The sequence below is a fragment of the Bradyrhizobium sp. USDA 241 genome (genome assembly GCF_049739505.1).
GTDB classification, from domain to species: Bacteria; Pseudomonadota; Alphaproteobacteria; order Rhizobiales; family Xanthobacteraceae; genus Bradyrhizobium; species Bradyrhizobium liaoningense.
Genome location: NZ_JBMGPZ010000005.1, coordinates 1041475 through 1065351 on the forward strand (window position 1 = coordinate 1041475; position 23877 = coordinate 1065351).

The following is a 23877-nucleotide window of genomic DNA, read 5'->3' on the forward strand; positions in this document are numbered from 1 at the left end:
CTTGATCCGCCCGTTCAAGGCCAATTAGCTCTAGCCAACCCCATTCCGCTTCAGGATCATCTCCATCGCCTCCGCAAAACCGTCCTGCTCGTTGCTCGCGGTGACGTGGGTGGCCTGGTCCTTGACGTTGTCGGCGGCGTTGCCCATGGCGATCGAGGTGCCGCTGACGCGGAACATGGCAAGGTCGTTCTGCATGTCGCCGATGGTGGCGACCGCGGCGGTGGCGATGCCCAGGCGCTTTGCCATGGCCTCGACGAAGGTACCCTTGTCGAAGCCGGGCGGGGTGACGTCGAGATAGTAGGTCTGCGAGCGCACCGCGGTGGCCTCGCTGCCGAGCGCCTCCTGCATCGCCTTCTCGCAGGCCGCGAGGCCTGCCGCATCGGCACTGGCGCCCGACGATCTTGCAGGCGCTCGAGAGATAGGGCGAGAAATCGGACACGATGGTGGGGTCGGCGCGGATCGTGTGCTGCTCGTGGGCGACGTAGCTGCCGCTGGGATTGTCGATCAGCCATTTGTCGGTGGTGAACAGCCAGATGTCGGCCCCAAACTCACGAAGGATCTGCAGGGACCGCTCGGCTGCGCTCGCGGGAATCAGGTGCTGCTCGACCGGCCTCATCTCGGGATCGACGATCGAGGAGCCGTTGAACGGGCCGACCGGCAGCCACAGCGTCAGCGGCTCGATCAGGAAGCGCATGCCGATCGCGGGGCGGCTGGAGGTGATGGTGAAGCCGATGCCGGCCTGGTGCAGCCGCTGCACCGCGCCTCTCGCGCGCTCGGTCAGCGTCTTGTCCTTGGTCAGCAGCGTGCCGTCGACGTCGGAGACCACGAGTGAGATTTGCGTCATGGCAGGACCTTGGGTATCGCGCCGCTCAGCTTCAATTGCCGCACGACGCCGTCCACGATCGCTTCGACGGATTCGTCGATCGAGACGGTGATGACGTGCTCGCTCGCCTCCGGCGGTTCCAGCGCGTTGAATTGGCTCGTCAGCAGCTCGGGCGGCATGAAGTGCCCCTTGCGGTGCGCCAGCCGCTCGGCGATCAGCTCCTTGGTGCCCTTCAGGAAGACGAAGCGCACGTCGTCGCGACCGCGCAGCAGCACGTCGCGATAGGTATGTTTCAGCGCCGAGCAGGCGATGATGACGTGCTCGCCGCGTCCGCACACGCGCGCGATCTCGTCGGCGATGGCATTGAGCCAGGGCCAGCGGTCCTCGTCGGTAAGCGGATGGCCGGCCCGCATCTTCTCGACGTTGCTGGCGGGATGGAAGCTGTCGCCGTCCTCGAAACGCCAGCCCAGCCGCTCGCCGAGCGCCTTCGCAACCGTGCTCTTGCCCGAACCCGACACGCCCATCACGATCAATGCACAAGGTGCTTCAGCGCGGCCCACGAATTTCCTCCGGAAGCGCGGCCTGGTCGACCAGCCAGACGGTCTCGCCATTCGAGCGCGCGCGCAAGGCCGGCAGATTCTCGCCATTGAGCAGGCGCGTCAAGATCGGTTGCTTGTCGTGACCGGCAATCTCGAACATCATCTCGCGGCAGGAGGCCAGAACGGGCAGGGTGAGCGAGACCCGCGGCACGAAGGGCGCGACATTGGCCTTGGCGACGCCGACGACCCAGCGTCGGGTCTCTTCGAGTTCGGGATAACCCGGAAATAGCGAGGCGGTGTGGCCGTCCGGCCCGGCGCCCATCAGGACGAGATCGAACAGCGGGCGCTCCGGATCGAGCTGGTCCGCGCCATAGAAGGCCTGCAGCTCGCGTGCGTAGGCGTCAGCGCCGGCGTCGGGATTCTCTGCCGTGGTCGGGATCGGGTGGATATGGCCGGCGGGCGCATTGCGATCGAGAAAGATCGCGCGCGCGACGGCCATGTTGTTGAGCGGATCGCTCTCGGGCACGAAGCGCTCGTCGCCGATGAACCAGTGCACGCGGTCCCAGGGAATCCTGCCGCGCCAGGCTTCGCTGCCGAGCAACTGATAGAGCTTCTTCGGGCTGGAGCCGCCGGTGAGGCAGATCGCGATCCGTCCGGGATTGGCCGCGAGCCGCGCCATCACCCGTTCGGCCGCGGCGCGGGCAAGAGCTTCGGCATCAGCTTCGACGATCAGCTTCGGCTGGTCGGCCGCCGCCATCACGAGTACTTCCGCCAGCTTCGCCCGTCGCGCCGCAGCAGCTCATCGGCGCAGGCGGGGCCGTCGGTTCCGGCTTCATAGGTTTCGATGCCGTTGGTGCCGGCACTTGTCCAGGCGTCCAGGAACGGCTGCACCGCCTGCCAGCCGGCCTCGACGCCGTCGGCGCGCTGGAACAGGATATTGTCACCGATCATGCAGTCGTAGATCAGCGTCTCGTAGCCGGTCGAGGGATCGGCGCGGAAATAGTCGCCGTAGCGGAATTTCATCTCGACGCCGTCGATGGTGACGCTCGGTCCGGGGATCTTGGCGTTGAACTGAAGCTCGATGGTCTCCGTGGGCGCGATGCCGATGGTGAGGAAGTTCTGCGACAGGCGGTCGACCGCCGTGCCCGAGAACATCGACAGGGGCGCCTGCTTGAACTTGATCGCGACTTCCGTACGCTTGTGCGCCAGCGCCTTGCCCGTGCGCAGATAGAACGGCACGCCGGCCCAGCGCCAATTGTCGATCATCAGCTTCAGCGCGACATAGGTCTCGGTGGTGCTGCCGGGCTTGACGTCCGCGGTCTTGCGATAGTCCGGAATCTCATCGTCGCCGATGCGGCCTGCGAGATATTGCGCGCGTACCGAGCTTTTAAGCGCTTCCTCCCGGCTCGGCCGCTGGATCGCGGTGAGCACCTCGGCCTTCTCGGAGCGGACCGAATGGGCATCGAAGCGCGTCGGCGGCTCCATCGCGACGAGGGACATCAGCTGGAACAGGTGGTTCGGCACCATGTCGCGCGCAGCGCGCCGGTGGCATCATAGAAGCCGCCGCGGTGGCCGACGCCAAGCTTCTCCTCCACCGTGATCTGGATGTGGTCGATGTGGTTGCGATTCCAGATCGGCTCGAACATGCCGTTGGCGAAGCGCAGCACCAGGATGTTCTGCACCGTCTCCTTGCCGAGATAGTGATCGATCCGGTAGATCTGGTGTTCGTCCATGATCTTCAGGAGCTCGGCGTTGAGCGCGCGGGCCGAGGCGAGATCGGTGCCGAACGGCTTCTCGATCACCAGCCGCCGCCAGGCGCCGTTCTCCTTCATCAATCCGGTGCGGCCGAGCTCCCGCGCGGTCGGCGCGAATGCGGCCGGCGGAGTCGCGAGGTAGAACAGGCGGTTGCCGCCGGTGCCTTGCGAGCATTCCAGAGAATCCAGATGCTCGCGCAAGCGGTCGAACGACGGCGGGTCCTTCGGGTCGGCCTCGACGAAGGTGACGCATTGCAGCAGCTGCCTGGCGATGTCCTCGTCGACAGGCCGCGTCGCGAATTTGCGCAGGCCCTTCATCAGGCCGTCGCGCAGCTCGTCATCCGACTGGCTCTTGCGGGCGACGCCGACGACGCAGAATTTTTCCGGCAACAGATTCTCGGCCGCCAGATTGTACAGCGATGGCATCACCAGCCGATGGGTCAGGTCGCCGGTCACGCCAAAGATGACGAAGGCGCAATTTTCCGGCTTGCGCTTTGGCTGCGGGTCTTTTGTCACGAATGTTCGGCCTTCGCTTGTTACGTCCTGCTTGATCTCATTTGGGCTTCGCCGCGCCCGGCTGCTTCGGCTCCTTGTGGCCGCCGAACCCTGCACGCATCGCAGAGAGAATTTTTTCGGCGAAGGTGTGTTCCTTGCGGGAACGAAAACGTGTGTAGAGCGCCGCGGTCAAGACTTCGGCCGGCACCGCCTCGTCGATCGCGGCATTCACGGTCCAGCGGCCTTCCCCGGAATCCTCTACGAAGCCTGAATATTCCGACAGCTGCGGGCTGTCGGCGAGTGCCGTCGAGGTGAGGTCGAGCAGCCAGGACGGAATCACGCTGCCGCGGCGCCACACTTCGGCAATGTCGGCGAGATCGAAATCGTAGCGGTGATCTGGCGGCAAAGCCTCGATACTGGCATTCTTGAGAATGTCGAAACCTTCGGCATAGGCCTGCATCAGGCCGTATTCGATGCCGTTGTGGATCATCTTGACGAAGTGGCCGGCGCCCACCGGGCCGGCATGGATGTAGCCCTGCTCGATGCGGGGATCGCGGCCCTCGCGGCCCTCGCGTCCTTCGGTGCGCGGAATGTCGCCGGCGCCGGGCGCGAGCGCGGCGAAGATCGGATCGAGCCGGTCGACCACCTGTTTCTCGCCGCCGATCATCATGCAATAGCCGCGGTCGAGGCCCCAGACGCCGCCGGAGGTGCCGACGTCGACATAGTGGATGCCGCGCTCCTTCAGAGCCTTGCCGCGGCGGACGTCGTCCTGCCAGAAGGTGTTGCCGCCGTCGATGATGACATCGCCCGCCTGCATGACGCCCGCGATCGCGTCGATCGTCGTCTCGGTGATGCGTCCCGCAGGCAGCATCACCCAGGCCGTGCGCGGCCGCTCGAGTTTCGCGACGAACTCTTCCAGAGTCGCCGAACCTGTCGCACCGTCGGCGGCAAGGCCGGCGACGGCTTTGGCGTCCTTGTCGTAGACCACCGTCGAATGTCCCTGGCGCATCAGGCGGCGAACGATGTTGCCGCCCATCCGGCCGAGGCCGATCATGCCGAGTTGCATGTGAGAGATTCCCTTAGTTCAGTGCGTCGTTGAGCGCCGCATTGAGCGCCGCGAGGCCTTTTTTGACTCCGCCCTTCAGGTGCACACGCAGCGCACGCCGGCCGCGCTCGGTGAGCACGTCGAAATCGCCGCGTGCCTGCGCCGCCTTGATGACGCCAAAGCTGGCCTTCTGCCCCGGCACGGGCAGATCCTTGGCATCGTCCGCCGTGATCTGGAGGAACACGCCGCTGTCGGGGCCACCCTTGTAGGCCTGTCCGGTGGAATGCAGGAAGCGCGGCCCGAACTCGGCGCAGGTCGCGACGTGCCGCTTCTCGCGCACTTCGAGCCGCATGGCCTGGAGTGCGTCGATCGTCGCCCTGTCTCGCGCGATATAACCGAGCAGGGCGACATAGTCGCCATGGTTCGAGCGGGAGAGATGCGCCTTCAGCCAGGAGGTGAGATCGCCATTGGCGCCCGCCGCGCGCAGCGCGGTGGCGTTGGCCTCGTCGGTGTAGAGGTCTGCCTCATCCGTGCTGACCACCGGCTGCTCTTCCGGCAGCGCGCCGGTCTTCTCGAACGCGGCGGTGAGCTCGCGCGTCTTGATCTTGGCCGCTTCCACGTCCGGCTGGTCGAACGGGTTGATGCCGAGGACCGCGCCTGCAACCGCCGTCGCCATCTCGAAGCGGAAGAACTCCTGGCCGAGATGCTCGATCGACTTCATGACGATGCGCACCACGGGATGACCGGCCGCTTCGATCGCGGCAAGCTTGGAGTCATGGGCGGCGTCCGCTTCGCCGTCGACACGGATGTCGATGAAGAACCGGTCGTTGCCATAGACGCTGGGATCGCCGAGCGGCTCGCCCTCGATCGGGATCAGGCCCTTGCCCTCCTTGCCGGTGGACTCCGCGATGAGCTGCTCTGCCCAGGCACCGAAATCGGCGATCTTCTTCGACGCCAGGATCGTTACCTTGTCGCGGCCCTCGAGGCCTGCGAGGCCCATGGCGAGGCCAAGCTGCACGCCCGGGTTCTCGGCTGGCGGCACGTCCGGCCCGCAGGAGCGGGCCATCGCAAGCGCTTGCTTGATGAAGGTCTTGACGTCGACGCCCGCGGTCGCCGCCGGCACGAGGCCGAAGGGCGATAGCACCGAATAGCGGCCGCCGATCGAGGGCTCGCCATGGAAGATGCGGGCATAGCTCAACTTCTTCGCCGCCTTCTCCAGCGACGAGCCGGGATCGGTCACCGCGATGAAGCGATGGCCGGTCTTCACCTTCGGCCCGACGGCCTTGGCAACCCGCTCATGGAAATAGTCCTTCATCGCGTTCGGCTCGGTGGTGCCGCCGGACTTGCTGGAGACGATGAACACGGTGTTGGCGATGTCGATCTTCGCCTCCATCGCCCGCACCTGCGCCGGATCGGTGGAATCCAGTACATGCAGCTTCGGGTAACCGGGCTTCTTGCCAAAGGTCTCGGCCAGCACCTCGGGCCCCAGGCTCGATCCGCCCATGCCGAGCACGACGGCATCGGAGAGTTTCTGACCCTTCACGCGGCCCGCATAGTCCTCGTAGTCGGCGATGTCGGCCTTGGCCGCGCTGTCGAGCCAGCCCAGCCATTTGTCCTCGTCCGCACCGGTCCAGACCGACTTGTCACGCTGCCACAGCCTGCGGATCTTGGCCGAGGCGCGCCAGTCCTCGGTGCTCTTGGCCACGGCCTTGCCCAGCCCGTCGCCGAGCGAGAGCAACTGGCGGTCGAGTGCGGGCCCGAGCACGACCGCGCGCTTGTGGGCGACGGCGCCGTAGAGCTTGTCGGCGGCATCCGCGAACAGCTTGACGCCGTCCTTGACCAGCTCCTCGGTGATCGCCTCGAGCGAGATGCCGGAGCGCTCCAGCTCCTCCAGCACGCGCCTTGCGTCCTCGATATTTTCTTCCAGGCTGTCGCGCGGCTTGCCATGGTCGCGGAACGCATCCAGCGTCGCCGGCGGCACGGTGTTGATGGTGTTGGGACCGATCAGCTCCTCGACATAGAGGACGTCGCTGTAGTCCTTGTTCTTGGTTCCGGTGGAGGCCCACAGCATGCGCTGCGGCCTGGCGCCTTTGGCGGCGAGCTTCTCCCAGCGGGGACCCGAGAACAGGCGCTTGTAGTCCTGATAGGCGAGCTTGGCGTTGGCGATCGCGACCTTGCCCTTGAGCGCGGCGAGCCGTTCCTTCTCGGATGGATCGTTGGCACGCGCGATCTTCTCGTCGAGCTGCTTGTCGACCACCGAGTCGATGCGGCTGACGAAGAAGCTTGCCACGCTCGCGACATGCGAGGGGTCACCGCCGCCTGCGACGTATTTTTCGAGCCCGGCGATGTAGGCTTCGGCCACCTCGAGGTACACCGCCTTGGAGAACAGCAGCGTGATGTTGATGCTGATGCCGTCGCCGATCAGCTGCTCGATCGCCGGCAGGCCCTCCGGCGTTGCCGGCACCTTCACCATCAGGTTCTTGCGACCGACGTCCTTCCAGAGCCGCCGCGCCTCGGCGACCGTGCCGGCGGTGTCCATCGCGAGATAGGGCGAGACCTCCAGGCTGACATAGCCGTCGCCGCCCTTGAGGCGGTCATATACCGGCCGGAGCACATCGGCAGCGTTCTGGATGTCCTCGACCGCGACGGCCTCGAACAGGTCGGCCACGTTCCGGTCGCCGCGCTTCAGCGCCTTGCCGATCGGGGCATCGTATTCGTCGGAGCTGCCGATCGCCTTCTCGAAGATCGACGGATTGGAGGTAACGCCCTTGACGCCGTCGGTGTCGATCAGCCGCTTCAGGTCACCCTTGGCGATGAAGCCACGGGCCAGGAAGTCCAGCCAGACCGCTTGTCCGTGCTTTTCCAGTTCTTTGACGGGATTCATGATGCTTATTTTCTCCAAGCCTGCGGACGAGGGGTTTCCGCGCCGGTCCTGACGCGCTATCCTCTAGCTTACATGCTCCCGGGAGGGAACCAATCAAGGGTATGTGCGTCATACCCTCCGGTGTAACTCCGTCGCGATCATGGCGATCCAGGCGGGCGTTGTGATGTCGTGTGGCCGCGAAGGGCCATGCTGGGAAACACATGTTCGCCCGCCGTGAAGATTTGGCGCTGGCTGTTGCCAATAGCCAGCGGGAGGTTGCGTCTGCGCCGACGGATTGCGTGATCTCTAAATTCCAGTCGATGCGACTGCGGCTGCTGGTCGCGGCGGGCCTAGCCACGATCTTGCTCAGTGCAAGCCTTGATCTTGCTCCCTGCCATCGACTGGTGAGATGGTCTCGGCGACGACGAGACGACGATGACCTTGAAGAATGCTGCAGCCGCAGGATGATCGCCAGGATGATCGCATCGTCATCCGGTCGGAGGGCCTGGCGACCGATTTTGATACACTGCTGCGCGCTTGCCGCGACTGTCACGCGGCCAGCAGCCCGCGCACTGCATTGCAGCAGGAAGATGAACGCGGTCCCCAAGGCTCGGCGTGCAAGGCTCGGCGTACAAGGCTTCGCCGTACAAGTGTCATAAGATCGCCGCGCCCGGATCGCTATGCTGCATTGCCGGATGGACGTATCCCCGGGAATGCCCGGATGTTGCGACCGAGTGACATTTTCTGGAAATGAGCCAATATAGACAAAGATTCGCACAAATTACAGGCATGTGCCTGTTCGTAACTCATAGAGTGCCTACGTTGTGCGTTGCGTCGAGTTGGCACCCGGGTGTCCAATGATCGTCATGTGCTCACGCTGATTCGAAACGGCCTGAGGAACGGTCCGGTAACTGCTTTCGTTTCAGCTTGTAGCGGAACTCACGCGGAGAGGGATCATGTACAACGATTCTTTATTCAACGCTTTCGCTCGGTCGTTCGAGGCGAGAAGCCAGCACGACATGTCGATGGCGGAATATCTGGAATCGTGTCGAAGCGATCCCATGAAATACGCGAACGCGGCCGAACGACTGCTAGCGGCGATCGGTGAGCCCCAGACGATTGACACGGCCAAGGACCCACGCCTTGGCCGTATTTTTTTGAACCGCACGATCCGCACCTATCCAGCCTTCGCCGGCTTCTACGGCATGGAGGAAACGATCGAGCGCATCGTCGGTTTCTTCCGTCATGCGGCGCAGGGCCTGGAGGAGCGCAAGCAGATCCTTTATCTGCTCGGTCCGGTCGGCGGCGGCAAGTCCTCGCTCGCCGAGCGGCTGAAGTCGCTGATGGAAGTGCATCCGATCTACGTGCTCAAGGCCGGCGACGAACTCTCGCCCGTGTTCGAAAGCCCGCTCAGCCTGTTCGATCCCGATCAGCTCGGCCCGATGCTGGAAGAGAAGTACGGCATTCCGCGCCGTCGTCTCACCGGCCTGATGAGCCCGTGGTGCTACAAGCGGCTCGAGGCCTTCGGCGGCGACATTTCCCAGTTCCGGGTCGCAAAAATCCAGCCGTCGCGGCTGCGTCAGGTCGCAATCGCCAAGACCGAGCCCGGTGACGAGAACAACCAGGACATCTCCTCGCTGGTCGGCAAGGTCGACATCCGCAAGCTCGAGACCTACGCCCAGAACGATCCCGACGCCTACAGCTATTCCGGCGGCCTCAACCGCGCCAACCAGGGCGTGCTCGAGTTCGTCGAGATGTTCAAGGCGCCGATCAAGATGCTGCACCCGCTGCTGACCGCAACGCAGGAAGGCAACTACATCGGCACCGAGAACATCGGCGCGATCCCGTACACGGGCGTGATCCTCGCGCACTCCAACGAAGCGGAGTGGGCGAGCTTCAAGGCCAACAAGAACAACGAAGCCTTCATCGACCGCATCTGCGTGATCAAGGTGCCCTACTGCCTCAGGGTCACCGAAGAGCAGAAGATCTACGAGAAGCTGATCCAGGGCTCCGAGCTCGCGGCGGCTCCTTGTGCGCCTTCGACGCTGGAGACGTTGGCTCGGTTCTCGGTGATGTCGCGCCTGCGCAAGCACGAGAATTCCACCCTGTTCGCCAAGATGCGGGTCTACGACGGCGAGAGCCTGAAGGAATCCGACCCGAAGGCGCGCAGCGTCCAGGAATACCGCGACGCCGCCGGCGTCGACGAGGGCATGGACGGCGTCTCGACCCGCTTCGCCTTCAAGATCCTGGCTGCGACCTTCAACCACGATCCGCAGGAGGTCGCCGCCGACGCCGTTCATCTGATGTACGCGCTGGAGCAGGCGATCCGCCGCGAGCAGCTGCCGGAGGAGACCGAGAAGCGCTATCTCGAATTCATCAAGGCGGAGCTGGCGCCGCGCTATGCCGAGTTCATCGGTAACGAGATCCAGAAGGCCTATCTCGAATCCTACTCGGATTACGGCCAGAACCTGTTCGATCGCTACGTCGACTATGCCGACGCCTGGATCGAGGACCAGGACTTCAAGGATCCCGACACCGGCCAGCTGCTCGATCGCGAGCTTTTGAACCAGGAGTTGACGAAAATCGAGAAGCCGGCGGGGATCGCCAACCCCAAGGATTTCCGCAACGAGGTCGTCAAATTCTCGTTACGGTCGCGGGCCCAGAACGGCGGCAAGAATCCGACCTGGACCTCCTACGAGAAGATTCGCGATGTGATCGAAAAGCGGATATTCTCCCAGGTCGAGGACCTGCTTCCGGTCATCTCCTTCGGGTCGAAGAAGGACGGCGAGACGGAGAAGAAGCACGGCGAGTTCGTGGCACGCATGGTGGAGCGCGGCTACACCGAGCGTCAGGTTCGCCGGCTCGTCGAATGGTACATGCGCGTGAAGCAGGCCGGTTGAGGCGCCTGGGAGGCGAATGGAAAAGTGCCCATCCACATTATTGACAGGCGCCTGAATCCAGGCGGCAAGAGTCTTGAGAACCGTCAGCGGTTCTTGCGTCGGGCCAAGTCCCTGGTGCAGGGCGCCGTCAAGAAGACCTCGCAGGAACGCGACATCAAGGACGTCCTGGAGGGTGGTGAGGTCACGATTCCGCTCGACGGGATGCACGAGCCGCGCTTCCGCCGTGAAGGCGGAACGCGGGACATGGTCCTGCCCGGCAACAAGAAGTTCGTCGAAGGCGACTATCTGCAGCGCTCCGGCCAGGGCAGCGCCAAGGATTCCGGCCCCGGCGAAGGCGACAGCGAGGACGCCTTCCGCTTCGTGCTCAGCCGGGACGAGTTCGTCGATCTCTTCCTCGACGACCTCGAGCTTCCGGATCTCGCCAAGCGCAAGATCGCGCAGACCGAGAGCGAGGGCATCCAGCGCGCCGGCTACACCATGTCGGGCTCGCCCGCCAACATCTCGGTGAGCCGGACGGTGAAGCTCGCGCTTGCGCGCCGCATCGCGCTCAAGCGTCCCCGCAAGGACGAGATCGAGGAGCTGGAAGCCGCGGTCGAAGCATGCACCGACGAGGACGAGCGCGCGGAGCTGGTCGCTGAGCTGGAAAGGCTGAAGGCGAAGTCCAAGCGCATCCCCTTCATCGATCCGCTCGACATCCGCTACCGGCGCTTCGAGACGGTGCCGAAGCCCGTCGCGCAGGCCGTGATGTTCTGCCTGATGGACGTCTCCGGCTCGATGTCGGAGCACATGAAGAATCTGGCAAAGCGCTTCTACATGCTGCTCTACGTGTTCCTGAAGCGCCGCTACAAGCATGTCGAGATCGTCTTCATCCGCCACACCGACCGCGCCGAGGAGGTGGACGAGCAGACCTTCTTCTACGGCCCGGCCTCGGGCGGCACGCTGGTCTCCAGCGCGCTCCAGGCGATGCATGAGATCGTGCGCGAGCGCTTCAACCCGTCGGACTGGAACATCTACGCCGCGCAAGCCTCCGACGGCGACAATTCCTATTCCGACGGCGAGCTCACGGGGCTCCTGCTGACCGAGAAGATCCTGCCGGTCTGCCAGTTCTTTGCCTATCTCGAGGTCGGGGAAGCAGGCGGCAGCGCCTTCGATCTCTCCGACTCCTCGCTTTGGACCCTCTACGAGCGCCTGCGCAACAACGGTGCACCGCTCTCGATGCGCAAGGTCTCGGAGCGCAGCGAGATCTTTCCGGTGTTCCACGACTTGTTCCAGCGCCGCGAAACTGCCCAGGAGAAGACCGCTCCATGACGGAACGATTGTTCGAAGGCGCCGATTGGGATTTCCACACCTTGCAGCGCATCACCGATGCCTGCGAAGAGGTGGCGTTGAAGGATCTCGGGCTCGACGTCTATCCGAACCAGATCGAGGTCATCACGGCCGAGCAGATGCTGGACGCCTATTCCTCGGTCGGCATGCCCTTGTTCTACAAGCACTGGTCGTTCGGCAAGCACTTCGCTTTCCATGAGGCGTCCTATCGCAAGGGCCTGATGGGGCTCGCCTATGAGATCGTGATCAACTCCTCGCCCTGCATCTCCTATCTGATGGAGGAGAACACGGCGACGATGCAGACGCTGGTGATCGCGCACGCGGCCTTCGGCCACAACCATTTCTTCAAGAACAATTATCTGTTCAAGCAGTGGACCGATGCCGACGGCATCCTGGATTATCTCGACTTCGCCAAGAACTACGTCATGCAGTGCGAGGATCGCTACGGCCGCATCGAGGTCGAGCGCACGCTCGATGCCGCGCATGCGCTGATGTCGCACGGCATCGACCGCTATCCCGGCAAGAAGAAGCTCGATCTGCGCGCCGAGGAGAAGCGGGCAGGGCGCCGCCGCCAGCATGAGGAGGAGGTCTTCAACGATCTCTGGCGCACCGTGCCCAAGGGCGTCGCCAAGAGCCGGTCCGCGCTCAGCATCGAGCGCCGCCGCAAGCTGCTCGGCCTGCCGCAGGAGAACCTGCTCTATTTCCTGGAGAAGAGCGCGCCGCGGCTGGCGCCCTGGCAGCGCGAGCTCTTGCGCATCGTCCGCCACATCGCCCAATATTTCTATCCGCAGAGCCAGACCAAGGTGATGAACGAGGGGACGGCGACCTACGTTCACTACCGCATCATGACCCAGCTGCATCAGCAGGGTCGCATCACCGACGGCAACTTCCTCGAATTCCTGGGATCGCACACCAACGTGGTGTTCCAGCCCGAATTCGACGACCCGCGCTTCTCGGGTTTCAACCCCTACGCGCTCGGTTTTGCCGTGATGCAGGACATCGAGCGCATCGTCACCAGGCCGGAAGACGAGGACCGCGAATGGTTCCCCGACATCGCCGGCAAGAACGACGTCATGGGCGTGCTGCGCGACGTCTGGGCCAATTACCGCGACGAGAGCTTCATCGGCCAGTTCCTGAGTCCCAAGTTGATGCGGCACTTCCGCATGTTCCATCTGCACGACGATCCCGAGGAGCGCGCCGGCATCCGCGTCGATGCCATCCATGACGAGCGCGGTTTCCGCCGCGTCCGCCGCGAACTGGCGCGGCAGCATGATGTCGGCTATATCGACGCCAACATCGAGGTGGTCGACGTCGATCTCGCCGGCGACCGCCGGCTGATCCTGCATCACCACGTCATCAAGGGCTCGCAGCTCAACGAGACCGACGCCAAGCGCGTGCTCCAGCACCTTGCAGATCTCTGGACCTACGACGTCGCGCTGATCGAGGTCGATGCCAACGACAAGGTCCTGCGCGAATATGTCGTGAGCCCGCGCCCCATCCCGGCCGCGGTGGCGTAAGGCCGCTGGCTACGTGGGGTACCAGGCGAGATGCGCGTTGATGTGCCCTCGCTCCTTGTGGGAGAGGGCAGCGACGCCGGTAGACATAAGCTCACTGGGGTGAGGGGTATCTCTCCGCACTTTCCCGTGCCGATGGACCCTTCATCCGGCGCCATAGCCGAAGCTTTGCTTCGGCGTCCACTTTAGAACGGCGGCCGAAGGCTGCCTATGCCACCTTCTCCCACAAGGAGAGAAGGAAGGCCTCCGCGGCTGCACAATGGCTGTTCTAAAGCATGATCCGGAAAAGTGCGCAGCGGTTTTCCGAAAAGATCATGCTTAAACAACAACCTAAAGCGCGATGACGATTCATCCTAATCGCATCGCGCTTTAGGCCGATCGCTTCTTCGCCGTCTTCTTCGCCTTGGCCGCATTCAGCCCCACCGCCGCCCGGATCAGCGCCTTGAACGCCTTCTCGTTGATCTTTTCGCCCTCGCGAATATCGATCGCGCGGCGCACATTTCCATCGAGGCTGGAATTGAACAGGCCTGACGGATCCTCCAGCGCCGCGCCCTTGGCAAAGGTCAGCTTCACCACTTCCTTGTAGGTTTCGCCGGTGCAGATGATGCCGTCGTGCTCCCATACGGGAACGCCGCGCCATTTCCACTCTTCGACCACATCAGGGTCGGCCTCCCTGATCAGGCCGCGGATTCGCCCCAGCATCGCGCCGCGCCAGTCGCCGAGCTCCTCGATCCGACCGTCGATCATCTTGGAAGGCGAAGCCGCATTCGCGTCCTTCGTGCCGGTCTTCTTCGTCGTCTTCATCATTGCGCCTCGTTCACGCGGGTGCCGCGGCGGACATAGGGCAGCGCGAAGAGCCCGGTCGCAAGCAACGGGATGAGCGGCACGAGCGCGAGGAAGCCGATCCACACGGCCTGGACCTGCATGATCATCGCCACGATGTTGGCGACGACCGCAAGCGTGAAGGCCATCGACAGCCAGCGATGAATCTGCCGAATCCACATATGCGTGCTCATTGGGTCCTCCCTCGAAACTTATTAAAGCTGGCGCCGGCGGAGCTAGCCTGCCCGCGCCAGCACCTCGTCCAGCCTGACCAAGAACTGCTTCCAGCCGGCATGCGCGCCGCCGAAAGCCTGCTTCTGCGTCGGGCTGAAGCCCGCCTGCTCGACGCGCAAATGCGTGCCAGCGTTCGTCGGCGTCAGCGTGAAGGTCACAACGCTCTTGAGGTCGAACGCGGCGTCCTCGTGGGAGAAATTCCAGGTGTAGGCGAGCGTCTTCTGCGGCTCGATGGTGAGCACCTCGCAGTCCAGCACGCCGCCCCATTCACCGCGCAGGTTGAAGCGATGACCGACGGTCGGCTTGAAGTCGTTCTTCATCAGCCATTCCTCGATCAGATGCGGCTGCGTCAGCGCGCGCCAGAGCCGTTCAGCCGGATAGGCAAATTCGCGCTCGATGACGACTGAACGCTTCTCGGTCGCGGTTTCGATCATTGGTCCATCCTCTTCAGGAGATCGTCGAGCGCGTCGAGCCGGTTCTGCCAGAAGCCGGCCATCTGGCCGGTCCAGTCGATCAGCGGATTGAGCGCACCGGGCCGCGCGCTGTAATGGGTCTGGCGTCCCTCGTGGCGGTCGCGCACCAGGCCGGCCTGCTTCAGGGCGCCGAGATGTTTCGACACGGCCGGCTGGGACACGCCCGATCGCGCCGTCAGTGCCCCGACGGTCTGCTCTCCCTCGCGGCACAGCCGCTCGAAGATCGCCCGCCGGGTCGGATCGGCGAGCGTCCTGAACAGGAGGTCGTGGGTGGCGGACATGCGGGATCCATAACTGGGAAGTTATGGGTTAATTCATAACCGTGGAGTTATGGGTAAGTCAAGTGAGATTGCAGCGCTGGTTGCTTTGAAGCGGAAGGCATCCGCGGGCTCCTCCTACCTCTCCCGCTTGCGGGAGAGGCCGGCGCGCCCGGGCGATGCGCAGCATCGTCCCGTGCGCCGGGTGAGGGCTCTTTCTTCTAGGGGGTTGTCCCATCGCCGAGACACCCTCTCCCCAACCCTCCCCCGCCGGCGGGGCAGGGAGCGCACCTCTCTCGTGGCAAGTGCAGTGCCTTACGGCCGCAGATACAAATATCCCTGCGACTGCAATTCGGCGAGGCGGACCACGCCACCGTTCTCCGCGCTGACGAAGCCAGGCAGCAGCTCCTTCAGCGTCACGTTCTGCGCCTTCATGGTGTTGCCGCAGGCGGCGAGCTCGACGCCGTCCTTGGAGAACGCGCCGACGCGCTTGCTGACATCGGGATTGGCCTGCGCCGCGTGAAACGCTTTCAGCGCCGGCCCATGGATCACCAGCGCAAGGGTCACGTGCTCGGGACCGCCGACGCCATCGATGTGGTTCTGGATGTTGCCGAGCACGAAGTTGACCTTCTCGGCATCGTTGAGATGATAGACGACCTTCAGCTTGTTGCCCGTGCCGGCTTCCGTCGCAGCTTTCGCGCTGGAAGTGCTCAGCGCCGCGCCCAGGGCCGAGACGGCGCTCCACAAGATGTTCCGTCGGTTCATGGCGATCTCCTTCGGCTCGACCGAGTTCGCGCGACAGATATCACTTGTGGCGCAATGCGGCGAGTTCCTTGCGGTCAGTCACGAGCGAGGCGCACTCGCTGTTGTCGATGCGGTCGAGACGGAAAATCTTGTCGTCGGCGCCGGCGACCAGCGATTGCTCGGCGTCGTCGTCCGGCTTGTTGTTCTGCCAGACCCTGATCCGCTCGAGGCGGACGATCGCGGACTTGTTGTCCTTGGACAGTGCCACTTCGATCCCGCCGCCTTCGCAGTCCACGCCGCAGCCCAGGCGGACCTCGTCCCCCTGGCTGAGAAGCACCGCGTGGCTGCCGCACGAGCCGCTGGAGTCGAAATCGCCGGAGCGATGGCGATAGCGAAAACCCAGACGGAAGGAATTGTGCAGCTGCTTGTCCTCCTTGTCGATTTCCGCCGAGATCAGCAGCTTCATGGAAGCCACCTTCTGCTTGGGATGCCGTGCCAGATGCTCGGCATCGTAGCGACGGACGAAGCAGGCATAGGACTTGGTGCCGGGCATCTCCGCATAGAGCCGCGCGTTGAAGGCGTCGGCTTCGGCCTTTGTGGTCTCCCGGACGTTGTCGGCCTCATCCGCATGGGCGACGCCGGTCAGGGCAGCGAAAGCCAGGGCAGCAATGAGGGAGAGCTTCATGATGGCCTCGGGGGGGGGGGGGACGACTTTACCGCAGCACAACAGAACTGCTGTCCGTTAGACGCCCGGCAGATGCACTGCGTTCAACGTTCGCACGTCGCGCGTGTGAGCAGCGTGCAGGGGACGCGGGCCAGTAGCCCTTCGTCGGGCCTTAGTCATTGCTGCGATCAAGAAGGTTCAATGGGTGCACGCGCCCTGGTTCTTTGGAACCCGACGCCGGCGATCGCTGCGACATTGTCTCGGTTCGTCAATGTGATAGCCTTCACAGACGGCTGCCTTTGGCTGTCGTAAGCTGGGACTGCCTCGCAAGTTTCTGGAGTCCCCCCGCATGGGCGAAATTCGCAACTTCAGATCCGGAAATCAGGATGAGCCGCCGCCACACAGCGGAGTGCCTCGTCGACTCGCCGCGATCATCGTCGGTGACATCGCCTCCTACAGTCGGTTGATGCAGGCCGACGAGGAAGGCACGCATGTTCGCGTCAAGCGGATCGAGCGAGATCTCATCCAGCCCAGCATCATCGAGCACCATGGAAGCCTGGTGAAGACGACCGGCGACGGCTTCATCGCCATCTTCGACAGTCCGGTGGAGGCCGTTCGATGCAGCATCGTCATCCAGCAGAATCTCATCGGCCGCAACGCCTCGCTTCCCAAGCATTCCCGGCTCGAATATCGGATTGGCGTCAATCTCGGCGATGTCATCGTGGAGCCGGACGACATCTATGGTGACGGCGTCAACATCGCCACGCGTATCGAGGGCATCGCGGAGCCGGGGCAGGTCTACATCTCCGGCGCGATCTACGAACAGATCAAGCACAAGGTCGTGTGCGGCTATGAGTCGCTCGGAGACCGCAAGGTCAAGAACATCACCGATCCCGTGCGCGTCTATCGGGTGCTGCCGGATGCAGATGCCGTCGGCAAGACAAGAAGCCGGCGCGAGAACACGCTGATCTTTCTCCTGGGCATCACGCTGCTCGTCATTGCCGCCGGCGCACTCTGGTATTTGCTGGCACAGCCTCAGGGCAAGGTGGGCGAGCAGGTCGCAACGCCCGCCGCTTCTCCGGCGCCATCCCCGGTCCCGCAAGCTCCGCCGCGCGAAGCGGCGACGCAGGCGCCGCAACCATCTCCCTCATTGGCTTCGGCGCCTTCATCGCCCGCACCGGCGCCAAGCGCGTCCGCGACGCCGATACGCGAGCCCGAAATGATCGCCATTCGCGGCGGCAGTTTCGCGATGGGAAGCAATGATGATCCGACCGAGCGTCCCGTCCACCAGGTCACGGTCAAGCCGTTCTCGATCGGAAAATATCCGGTGACCGTGCGGGAGTGGAACGAATGCGCGGCTGCGGGCGCCTGTGGTTTCACCGCGACCGGCAAGGACGATGCGCCGGTCAGCAACGTGAGCTGGACTGACGCGCAGCAATATGCCGCCTTTCTGTCGCAGGCGACGAAGAAGCAGTATCGGCTCCCGAGCGAGGCCGAATGGGAATACGCGGCCCGCGGCGGAACGCAAACCAAGTATTGGTGGGGCGACAAGCTCCAGCCGGGCATGGCCGGATGCAAGGACTGCGGCGACCTCGCCGCCGAGCAGCCGGCGAAGGTCGGCAGCTTCAAGCCCAATCCATTCGGACTCCACGACATGGGCGGCGGCATCGATCAGTGGGTCGAGGACTGCTGGCACAAGAACTATCAGGGTGCGCCGGTCGACGGTTCGGCATGGACGAGCGGTGATTGCTCATCGCACCTCCTGCGCTCGGGCTCATGGAAGAACGATTCGAGATACGTGCGGCCTTCCAACCGCGATGGCTACGATACCAATGTCCGTTATCCCACGCATGGATTCCGGATCGCGCTCAGTCCCTGACGCATGATCCGGAAAAGCGTGCAGCGCTCTTCCGAAAGGATCATGCTCAAACAATAACCCAAATCGCGATGACGATTCTTCCTGATCGCATCGCGCTTTTTGAGCTGGAGTAGGTTTGATGAAGATCATTTGCTGCGCCGCGCTGGCGGCGGCGCTCGCATTGTTGCCGGGCGCGGCCTACTCTCAGGGCAAGACCGCTCCCAAGGACGCCAAGCTCTATTTCATCACTCCGCAGGACGGGCAGAAGATCCGTGGTGGGTTCTGGGTCCGGTTCGGCCTGCGCAACATGGGCGTGACGCATGCCGGCGACGACTACCAGAACGCCGGTCATCATCATCTGCTGGTCGACGTCAACGCTCCCATCGATCCCAAGGAGCCGATCCCGCAGGACAAGTCCCATCTGCATTTCGGAGCAGGGCAGACCGAGACTTTTCTCGAGCTTCCGCCCGGCACGCACACGCTGCAGCTGGTGCTCGGCGATGCGAAGCACTATCCGTTCGAACCGCCCGTCGTGTCCGACAAGATCACCGTGCGAGTGAGGCAGCCCGGTCTGGTCCGGCGCCGATGATCACCGCAGGCTGGCGTTGAACTTGTCGAGCGCCGCCGAGCCCGGGCACAGCGTGTCCGCCTCCAGGCTGTTGAGCGGCGTCTCGACCGTGTTGAGATGCTCGTGCAGGTCTTCGGCGTCGGGATCGACATAGAGCAGGCCGGTGACGATCTGGCCCTTGGCGGCGTGCTTCTGCAGGAAGGTCATCGCTCCCAGACGGTCGTGTGGATCGTAGTCGGCATCGATCTTGCGCAGCGCAATCTTGCTGCCGTCGTGCTGCTCGACCACCTGCACCGTGCCCGGCGCGTAATCGACGGCGATCGGATCGCGGCCGACCAGCACGTCGAGCCGGTTCACCGCGTCGTTGTGCTCGCGGACATAATCGAAACTCTTGGTCGAGCCGGCGTGATTGTTGAAGGCGATGCAGGGGCTGATGACGTCGATGAAGGACGCGCCCTTGTGGCGGATCGCGGCCGCGATCAGCGGCACCAGCTGGGTCTTGTCGCCCGAGAACGAGCGCGCGACGAAGGTGGCGCCGAGTTGCAGGGCAATCGCGACGAGGTCGATCGCATTGTCGGTGTTGATCACGCCCTTCTTGCTCTTCGAGCCGCGGTCGGCGGTCGCCGAGAACTGGCCCTTGGTCAGGCCGTATACGCCGTTGTTCTCGACGATATAGGTCATGTTGACGGCGCGCCGGATCGAATGCGCGAACTGGCCGAAACCGATCGAGGCGGAATCGCCGTCGCCGGAGACGCCGAGATAGATCAGGTCGCGGTTGGCGAGGTTGGCCCCGGTCAGCACGCTGGGCATGCGGCCGTGCACGGAATTGAAGCCGTGCGAATTGCCGAGGAAATAGTCCGGCGTCTTCGACGAGCAGCCGATGCCGGAGATCTTTGCCACCCGGTGCGGCTCGATCGAGAGCTCGTAGCAGGCCTCGATGATCGAGGCGGTGATCGAATCGTGGCCGCAGCCGGCGCACAGCGTCGAGATCTTGCCCTCGTAGTCGCGATGCGTGTAGCCGAGCTCGTTCTTCTTCAGCCCGGGGTGATGGAATTTCGGCTTTGCAATGTAGGTCATGCGAGCACCTGAAGCTTCCGCGGCGTCATGGCCGGGCTTGTCCCGGCCATCCACGTCTTGGCCAGGAAGAAGAAATGCGTGGATGCCCGGGCATAGGCGAGCGGAAGCGGCGCCGTCCTTGGGACGGCTTTGCCCAGGCATGACGACGGAGAGAGTGACGCGCAAATCATGACACGGCCTTGCGGAGCGGGGTCACCTTGAGGTGATCCTGGTGGTCGCCAATGGCTTTTGCGATGAAACGGGCGGTGATCGGCGTGCCGTCGTAATGCACGATCGGCACGAGCCGCACCGGGTCGATACCGTTCTCGTTGACGATCAGCTGGCGCAGCTGGCTGTCGCGGTTCTGCTCGACCACGTAGACGAAATCGTGCTCGGCGAGGAAGCTCGCGACGCTCGAATGGAACGGGAAGGCGCGGATGCGCAGGCGGTCGAGCTGATGCCCGCGCGCCTCGAGCAATCCGATCGCCTCGTCCATCGCCGGCGAAGTCGAGCCGAAATAGATCACGCCATACTTGGTCGGACGTTCCGCATTGGCCTGCAGGGGCCGCGGCACCAAGTCCTGCGCGGTCTCGAACTTGCGCACAAGGCGCTGCATGTTGTCGGCGTAGACCGTGCCTTCCTCGGAGTAACGCGCATAGCGGTCACGCGAGGTGCCGCGGGTGAAGTAGGAGCCCTTGGTCGGATGGGTGCCGGGATAGGTGCGGTAGGGAATGCCGTCGCCGTCGACGTCGAGATAGCGGCCGAAGTCGCGACCCTCCTCCAGCATCTGTGCGGTCATGATCTTGCCGCGGTCGTACTGCCGGGCGTCGTCCCACTTCAGCGGACGGCAAAGCCGGTGGTTCATGCCGATGTCGAGATCGAGCATCAGGAAGATCGTGGTCTGGAGCCGTTCGGCGAGATCGAACGCCGCTGCCGCGAACTCGAACGCCTCGGCGGGATCCTCCGGGAACAGCAGCACATGCTTGGTGTCGCCATGCGAGGCATAGGCGCAGGCGATGATGTCGCATTGCTGGGTGCGGGTCGGCATGCCCGTGGAGGGGCCGGCGCGCTGGATGTTCATGATCACGGCCGGGATCTCGGCGAAATATGAGAGGCCGATGAATTCCGTCATGAGCGAGATGCCGGGGCCCGAGGTCGCGGTGAAGGCGCGGGCGCCGTTCCAGGACGCACCGATGACGATGCCGATCGAGGCCAGCTCGTCCTCGCCCTGCACGATCGCGTACTTCGCCTTGCCCGTCTCCGGATCGTGCCGGTACTTCTTGCAGTGGGCGGTGAAAGCCTCCGCCACCGACGAGGACGGCGTGATCGGATACCAGGCGCACACGGTCGCGCCGCCATAGACCGCGCCGAGCGCGGCGGCGCTGTTGCCTTCGATGAAGATGCGGTCGCCGACCTTGTCGGACTTCTTCACCCTGAGCCCGATCGGGCATTTCAAATTCTGCAGCGCCCAGTCGCGGCCGAGATGCAGCGCATGGACGTTGGAGGAGAGCAGCTTCTCCTTGCCCTTGTACTGCTCGCCGATCAGCTGCTCGATCAGCTTCGGATCCATGTCGAGCAGTGCACTGAGGCTGCCCAGATAGATGATGTTCTTGAACAGCTGGCGCTGGCGCGGATCGGTGTAGGTCGAATTGGTGATCGCGGTCAGCGGCACGCCGATCACGGTGATGTCGTCGCGGAATTTGGTTGACGGCATCGGCTTGGTGGAATCGTAGAACAGATAGCCGCCGGGCTCGATGCCGGCGACGTCCTTGTCCCAGGTCTGCGGATTCATCGCCACCATCATGTCGACGCCGCCGCGGGCGCCGAGATGGCCGGCTTCCGTCACCCGCACCTCATACCAGGTCGGCAGGCCCTGGATGTTGGAGGGGAAGATGTTGCGCGGAGACACCGGAACGCCATGGCGCAGGATCGCGCGGGCGAACATCTCGTTGGCGCTGGCCGAGCCCGAGCCGTTGACGTTGGCGAAGCGGACGACGAAGTCGTTTACGCTGCTGATCGGCTTTTTGTCGGACATGTCGAACCTGCGTAGGTCATCTCGATCAAATATTTCTGCATGTCCCAGGCGCCGGTGGGACAGCGCTCGGCACACAGCCCGCAATGCAGGCAGACGTCCTCGTCCTTGACCATCACCCGCCCGGTCTTGAGGTCGCTGGAGACGTAGAGGTCCTGGTCCGGATGGAGTGAAGGCGCCTTCAGGCGCTGGCGCAGGTCGCTTTCCTCGCCGTTGTCCATAAAGGTGATGCAATCCATCGGGCAGATGTCGACGCAGGCATCGCACTCGATGCAGAGCGAGGTCGAGAACACGGTCTGCACGTCGCAGTTCAGGCAGCGATGCGCCTCGCCGAGCGCGAGCTTGACGTCATAGCCGAGCTCGACCTCGGCGCGGATGTCCTTGAGCGCGACCACCTTGTCGCGATGCGGCACCTTGTAGCGCTTGTCGACCGAGATGTCGTTGTCATAGCTCCATTCGTGGATGCCCATCTTCTGCGAGGAGACATGCACCTCCGGCAGCGGCCGCTCGCTGATATCCTCGCCCGACAGCATCTTGTGGATCGACAGCGCGGCGTCATGGCCGTGCGCGACCGCCCAGATGATGTTCTTGGGACCGAAGGCGGCGTCGCCGCCGAAGAATACTTTCGGGTTGGTCGAAGCGAAGGTCTTGGGGTCGACCTTGGGCATGTGCCATTTGTCGAACTCGATGCCGCAATCCTGCTCGATCCAGGGGAAGGCGTTCTCCTGGCCGACCGCGACCAGGACGTCGTCGCAGGGAATGGTCTGATCGGGGTCGCCCGAAGGCACGAGGTTGCGGCGGCCTTTGGCGTCATATTCGGCTTTGACGTGCTGGAAGGTGACGCCGATGAGCTTGCCGGCGACCTGCTTGAATGCCACCGGCACCATGTAGTTGAGGATCGGAATATCCTCGTGGATCGCGTCCTCCTTCTCCCACGGCGAGGCCTTCATCTCCTCGAAGCCGGAGCGAACGATCACCGTGACTTTCTCGCCGCCCAGGCGGCGCGCGGTTCGGCAGCAATCCATCGCGGTGTTGCCGCCACCGAGCACGATCACGCGCTTGCCGATCTTGTCGACATGGCCGAACGACACGTTGGCCAGCCATTCGATGCCGATATGGATGTTGCCGGCGGCTTCCTTGCGGCCGGGAATGTCGAGCTCGCGGCCGCGCGGTGCGCCGGAGCCCACGAAGATCGCATCATATTTTTCCGCGAGCAGCGCCTTCATGCTGTCGATGCGGTGACCGCCCTTGAAGTCGACGCCGAGACCCAGGATGTAGCCGGTCTCCTCGTCGATCACCGAATTGGGCAGGCGGAATTTCGGGATCTGCGTGCGCATCATGCCGCCGGCTTCCGGATCGGCATCGAACACCGTGCAGTGATAGCCGAGCGGCACGAGATCGCGCGCCACCGTCAGCGACGCGGGACCGCCGCCCACCAGCGCGACACGCTTGCCGTTCTTCGGCGCGGGCCGCGGCAGGCGCTGCCTGATGTCGTCCTTGAAGTCCGCGGCGACCCGCTTGAGGCGGCAGATCGCCACCGGAGTCTCCTCGACGCGTCCGCGGCGGCACGCGGGCTCGCACGGACGGTCGCAGGTGCGTCCCAGGATGCCGGGAAACACGTTCGACTTCCAATTGATCATGTAGGCGTCGCTGTAGCGGCCTTGTGCGATCAGTCGGATGTATTCGGGAACGGGGGTGTGCGCAGGACAGGCCCATTGGCAATCGACCACTTTGTGAAAGTAGTCGGGGGCCGCGATATCGGTCGGTTTCATTCCTACCCTGTCCGCGCAGGCTCAAAGACCCCGCGGCCTTTTTTGTTTGAGCTTGGTGGACGCTTAATGCGTCTCGATCCGGTTTCTGAATGACGTCATTGGGTTAGCTTATTAGAACCGTTCCGAAGTACAACGGCA

Annotated in this window: 18 protein-coding genes and 2 pseudogenes; 5 read left to right on the forward strand and 15 right to left on the reverse strand. The window is 63.7% G+C overall.

Annotated features, from left to right (window positions below):
• Positions 1–30: 30 nt before the first annotated feature.
• The 6 genes and pseudogenes from ABIF91_RS26790 to ABIF91_RS26815 form a co-directional block, all read right to left on the reverse strand.
• Positions 31–844: pseudogene (locus ABIF91_RS26790) on the reverse strand (Cof-type HAD-IIB family hydrolase).
• Complete coding sequence (locus ABIF91_RS26795; protein ID WP_028177504.1) at positions 841–1383, reverse strand: gluconokinase; 543 nt, start codon at positions 1381–1383, stop codon at positions 841–843. The pseudogene ABIF91_RS26790 and the gene ABIF91_RS26795 overlap by 4 nt, the downstream one beginning before the upstream one ends.
• Entirely contained in the window at positions 1370–2119 is a 750-nt protein-coding gene (pgl, locus tag ABIF91_RS26800; protein ID WP_028177505.1) for a 6-phosphogluconolactonase, read from the reverse strand. Before pgl ends, ABIF91_RS26795 begins: the two co-directional genes overlap by 14 nt.
• Positions 2119–3632 (reverse strand): annotated as a pseudogene (gene zwf / locus ABIF91_RS26805) (glucose-6-phosphate dehydrogenase). The gene pgl and the pseudogene zwf overlap by 1 nt, the downstream one beginning before the upstream one ends.
• 37 nt (positions 3633–3669) lie before the next feature.
• Positions 3670–4677, reverse strand: a complete 1008-nt coding sequence (gnd, locus tag ABIF91_RS26810) for a phosphogluconate dehydrogenase (NAD(+)-dependent, decarboxylating) (protein ID WP_424579479.1) — start codon at positions 4675–4677, stop codon at positions 3670–3672.
• A gap of 13 nt (positions 4678–4690) precedes the next feature.
• Positions 4691–7540: a bifunctional transaldolase/phosoglucose isomerase gene (locus ABIF91_RS26815; protein ID WP_035672322.1), complete on the reverse strand. Its 2850-nt coding sequence runs from the start codon at positions 7538–7540 to the stop codon at positions 4691–4693.
• A 935-nt stretch (positions 7541–8475) separates the two neighbouring features.
• Here ABIF91_RS26815 and ABIF91_RS26820 point away from each other — a divergent pair.
• From ABIF91_RS26820 to ABIF91_RS26830, 3 genes are read left to right on the forward strand one after another with little or no spacing between them, the layout of a single operon-like run.
• A complete protein-coding gene (locus tag ABIF91_RS26820) occupies positions 8476–10419 on the forward strand; it encodes a PrkA family serine protein kinase (RefSeq protein WP_028177509.1) in 1944 nt (647 codons plus the stop codon).
• A gap of 30 nt (positions 10420–10449) precedes the next feature.
• Positions 10450–11727, forward strand: a complete 1278-nt coding sequence (locus ABIF91_RS26825) for a YeaH/YhbH family protein (RefSeq protein WP_028177510.1) — start codon at positions 10450–10452, stop codon at positions 11725–11727.
• On the forward strand, positions 11724–13262 hold the full coding sequence (locus tag ABIF91_RS26830; protein WP_028177511.1) for a SpoVR family protein: 1539 nt from the start codon (positions 11724–11726) through the stop codon (positions 13260–13262). The genes ABIF91_RS26825 and ABIF91_RS26830 overlap by 4 nt, the downstream gene beginning before the upstream one ends.
• A gap of 366 nt (positions 13263–13628) precedes the next feature.
• On the opposite strand, the gene ABIF91_RS26835 is transcribed toward ABIF91_RS26830, so the two are convergent.
• From ABIF91_RS26835 to ABIF91_RS26860, 6 genes are all read right to left on the reverse strand, one after another.
• Positions 13629–14066, reverse strand: coding sequence for a DUF1801 domain-containing protein (locus ABIF91_RS26835; RefSeq protein WP_028177512.1), 438 nt, complete (start codon positions 14064–14066; stop codon positions 13629–13631).
• Entirely contained in the window at positions 14063–14275 is a 213-nt protein-coding gene (locus ABIF91_RS26840) for a hypothetical protein (protein ID WP_028177513.1), read from the reverse strand. The genes ABIF91_RS26835 and ABIF91_RS26840 overlap by 4 nt, the downstream gene beginning before the upstream one ends.
• Before the next feature lie 42 nt (positions 14276–14317).
• Positions 14318–14749, reverse strand: a complete 432-nt coding sequence (locus ABIF91_RS26845) for an SRPBCC family protein (RefSeq protein WP_028177514.1) — start codon at positions 14747–14749, stop codon at positions 14318–14320.
• Positions 14746–15069: an ArsR/SmtB family transcription factor gene (locus tag ABIF91_RS26850; protein WP_028177515.1), complete on the reverse strand. Its 324-nt coding sequence runs from the start codon at positions 15067–15069 to the stop codon at positions 14746–14748. Before ABIF91_RS26850 ends, ABIF91_RS26845 begins: the two co-directional genes overlap by 4 nt.
• Before the next feature lie 291 nt (positions 15070–15360).
• The gene (locus ABIF91_RS26855; RefSeq protein ID WP_028177516.1) at positions 15361–15810 is read right to left on the reverse strand and encodes a DsrE family protein; all 450 of its coding nucleotides are present in this window, start codon (positions 15808–15810) and stop codon (positions 15361–15363) included.
• 40 nt (positions 15811–15850) lie between these two features.
• Entirely contained in the window at positions 15851–16474 is a 624-nt protein-coding gene (locus ABIF91_RS26860; RefSeq protein ID WP_028177517.1) for a hypothetical protein, read from the reverse strand.
• A gap of 328 nt (positions 16475–16802) precedes the next feature.
• Between ABIF91_RS26860 and ABIF91_RS26865 the strand changes: the two genes are divergently transcribed.
• Entirely contained in the window at positions 16803–18332 is a 1530-nt protein-coding gene (locus ABIF91_RS26865) for an SUMF1/EgtB/PvdO family nonheme iron enzyme (protein ID WP_028177518.1), read from the forward strand.
• Between the two features lie 118 nt (positions 18333–18450).
• The gene (locus tag ABIF91_RS26870) at positions 18451–18900 is read left to right on the forward strand and encodes a DUF4399 domain-containing protein (RefSeq protein ID WP_028177519.1); all 450 of its coding nucleotides are present in this window, start codon (positions 18451–18453) and stop codon (positions 18898–18900) included.
• Here the strand turns inward: ABIF91_RS26870 and ABIF91_RS26875 are convergent, their stop codons facing one another.
• The 3 genes from ABIF91_RS26875 to ABIF91_RS26885 all read right to left on the reverse strand — a co-directional run bounded on the left by ABIF91_RS26875 (position 18901) and on the right by ABIF91_RS26885 (position 23739).
• Positions 18901–19956: a 2-oxoacid:ferredoxin oxidoreductase subunit beta gene (locus ABIF91_RS26875; protein ID WP_028177520.1), complete on the reverse strand. Its 1056-nt coding sequence runs from the start codon at positions 19954–19956 to the stop codon at positions 18901–18903. It abuts the gene before it with no gap.
• 166 nt (positions 19957–20122) lie between these two features.
• Positions 20123–21970 carry a 2-oxoacid:acceptor oxidoreductase subunit alpha gene (locus ABIF91_RS26880; RefSeq protein ID WP_028177521.1) on the reverse strand — a complete coding sequence of 616 codons (1848 nt, stop codon included), beginning with the start codon at positions 21968–21970 and terminating at the stop codon, positions 20123–20125.
• Complete coding sequence (locus ABIF91_RS26885) at positions 21940–23739, reverse strand: FAD-dependent oxidoreductase (protein ID WP_028177522.1); 1800 nt, start codon at positions 23737–23739, stop codon at positions 21940–21942. The genes ABIF91_RS26880 and ABIF91_RS26885 overlap by 31 nt, the downstream gene beginning before the upstream one ends.
• Positions 23740–23877: the final 138 nt, after the last annotated feature.

Coding starts and splice junctions, on each gene's coding strand:
- ABIF91_RS26875 (WP_028177520.1), bottom strand. CDS start 19,956: ATGACCTACATTGCAAAGCCGAAATTCCATCACCCCGGGCTGAAGAAG.
- ABIF91_RS26840 (WP_028177513.1), bottom strand. CDS start 14,275: ATGAGCACGCATATGTGGATTCGGCAGATTCATCGCTGGCTGTCGATG.
- ABIF91_RS26870 (WP_028177519.1), top strand. CDS start 18,451: ATGAAGATCATTTGCTGCGCCGCGCTGGCGGCGGCGCTCGCATTGTTG.
- ABIF91_RS26860 (WP_028177517.1), bottom strand. CDS start 16,474: ATGAAGCTCTCCCTCATTGCTGCCCTGGCTTTCGCTGCCCTGACCGGC.
- ABIF91_RS26855 (WP_028177516.1), bottom strand. CDS start 15,810: ATGAACCGACGGAACATCTTGTGGAGCGCCGTCTCGGCCCTGGGCGCG.
- ABIF91_RS26865 (WP_028177518.1), top strand. CDS start 16,803: ATGGGCGAAATTCGCAACTTCAGATCCGGAAATCAGGATGAGCCGCCG.
- ABIF91_RS26885 (WP_028177522.1), bottom strand. CDS start 23,739: ATGAAACCGACCGATATCGCGGCCCCCGACTACTTTCACAAAGTGGTC.
- ABIF91_RS26820 (WP_028177509.1), top strand. CDS start 8,476: ATGTACAACGATTCTTTATTCAACGCTTTCGCTCGGTCGTTCGAGGCG.
- ABIF91_RS26835 (WP_028177512.1), bottom strand. CDS start 14,066: ATGATGAAGACGACGAAGAAGACCGGCACGAAGGACGCGAATGCGGCT.
- ABIF91_RS26845 (WP_028177514.1), bottom strand. CDS start 14,749: ATGATCGAAACCGCGACCGAGAAGCGTTCAGTCGTCATCGAGCGCGAA.
- gnd (WP_424579479.1), bottom strand. CDS start 4,677: ATGCAACTCGGCATGATCGGCCTCGGCCGGATGGGCGGCAACATCGTT.
- ABIF91_RS26830 (WP_028177511.1), top strand. CDS start 11,724: ATGACGGAACGATTGTTCGAAGGCGCCGATTGGGATTTCCACACCTTG.
- pgl (WP_028177505.1), bottom strand. CDS start 2,119: ATGGCGGCGGCCGACCAGCCGAAGCTGATCGTCGAAGCTGATGCCGAA.
- ABIF91_RS26880 (WP_028177521.1), bottom strand. CDS start 21,970: ATGTCCGACAAAAAGCCGATCAGCAGCGTAAACGACTTCGTCGTCCGC.
- ABIF91_RS26815 (WP_035672322.1), bottom strand. CDS start 7,540: ATGAATCCCGTCAAAGAACTGGAAAAGCACGGACAAGCGGTCTGGCTG.
- ABIF91_RS26850 (WP_028177515.1), bottom strand. CDS start 15,069: ATGTCCGCCACCCACGACCTCCTGTTCAGGACGCTCGCCGATCCGACC.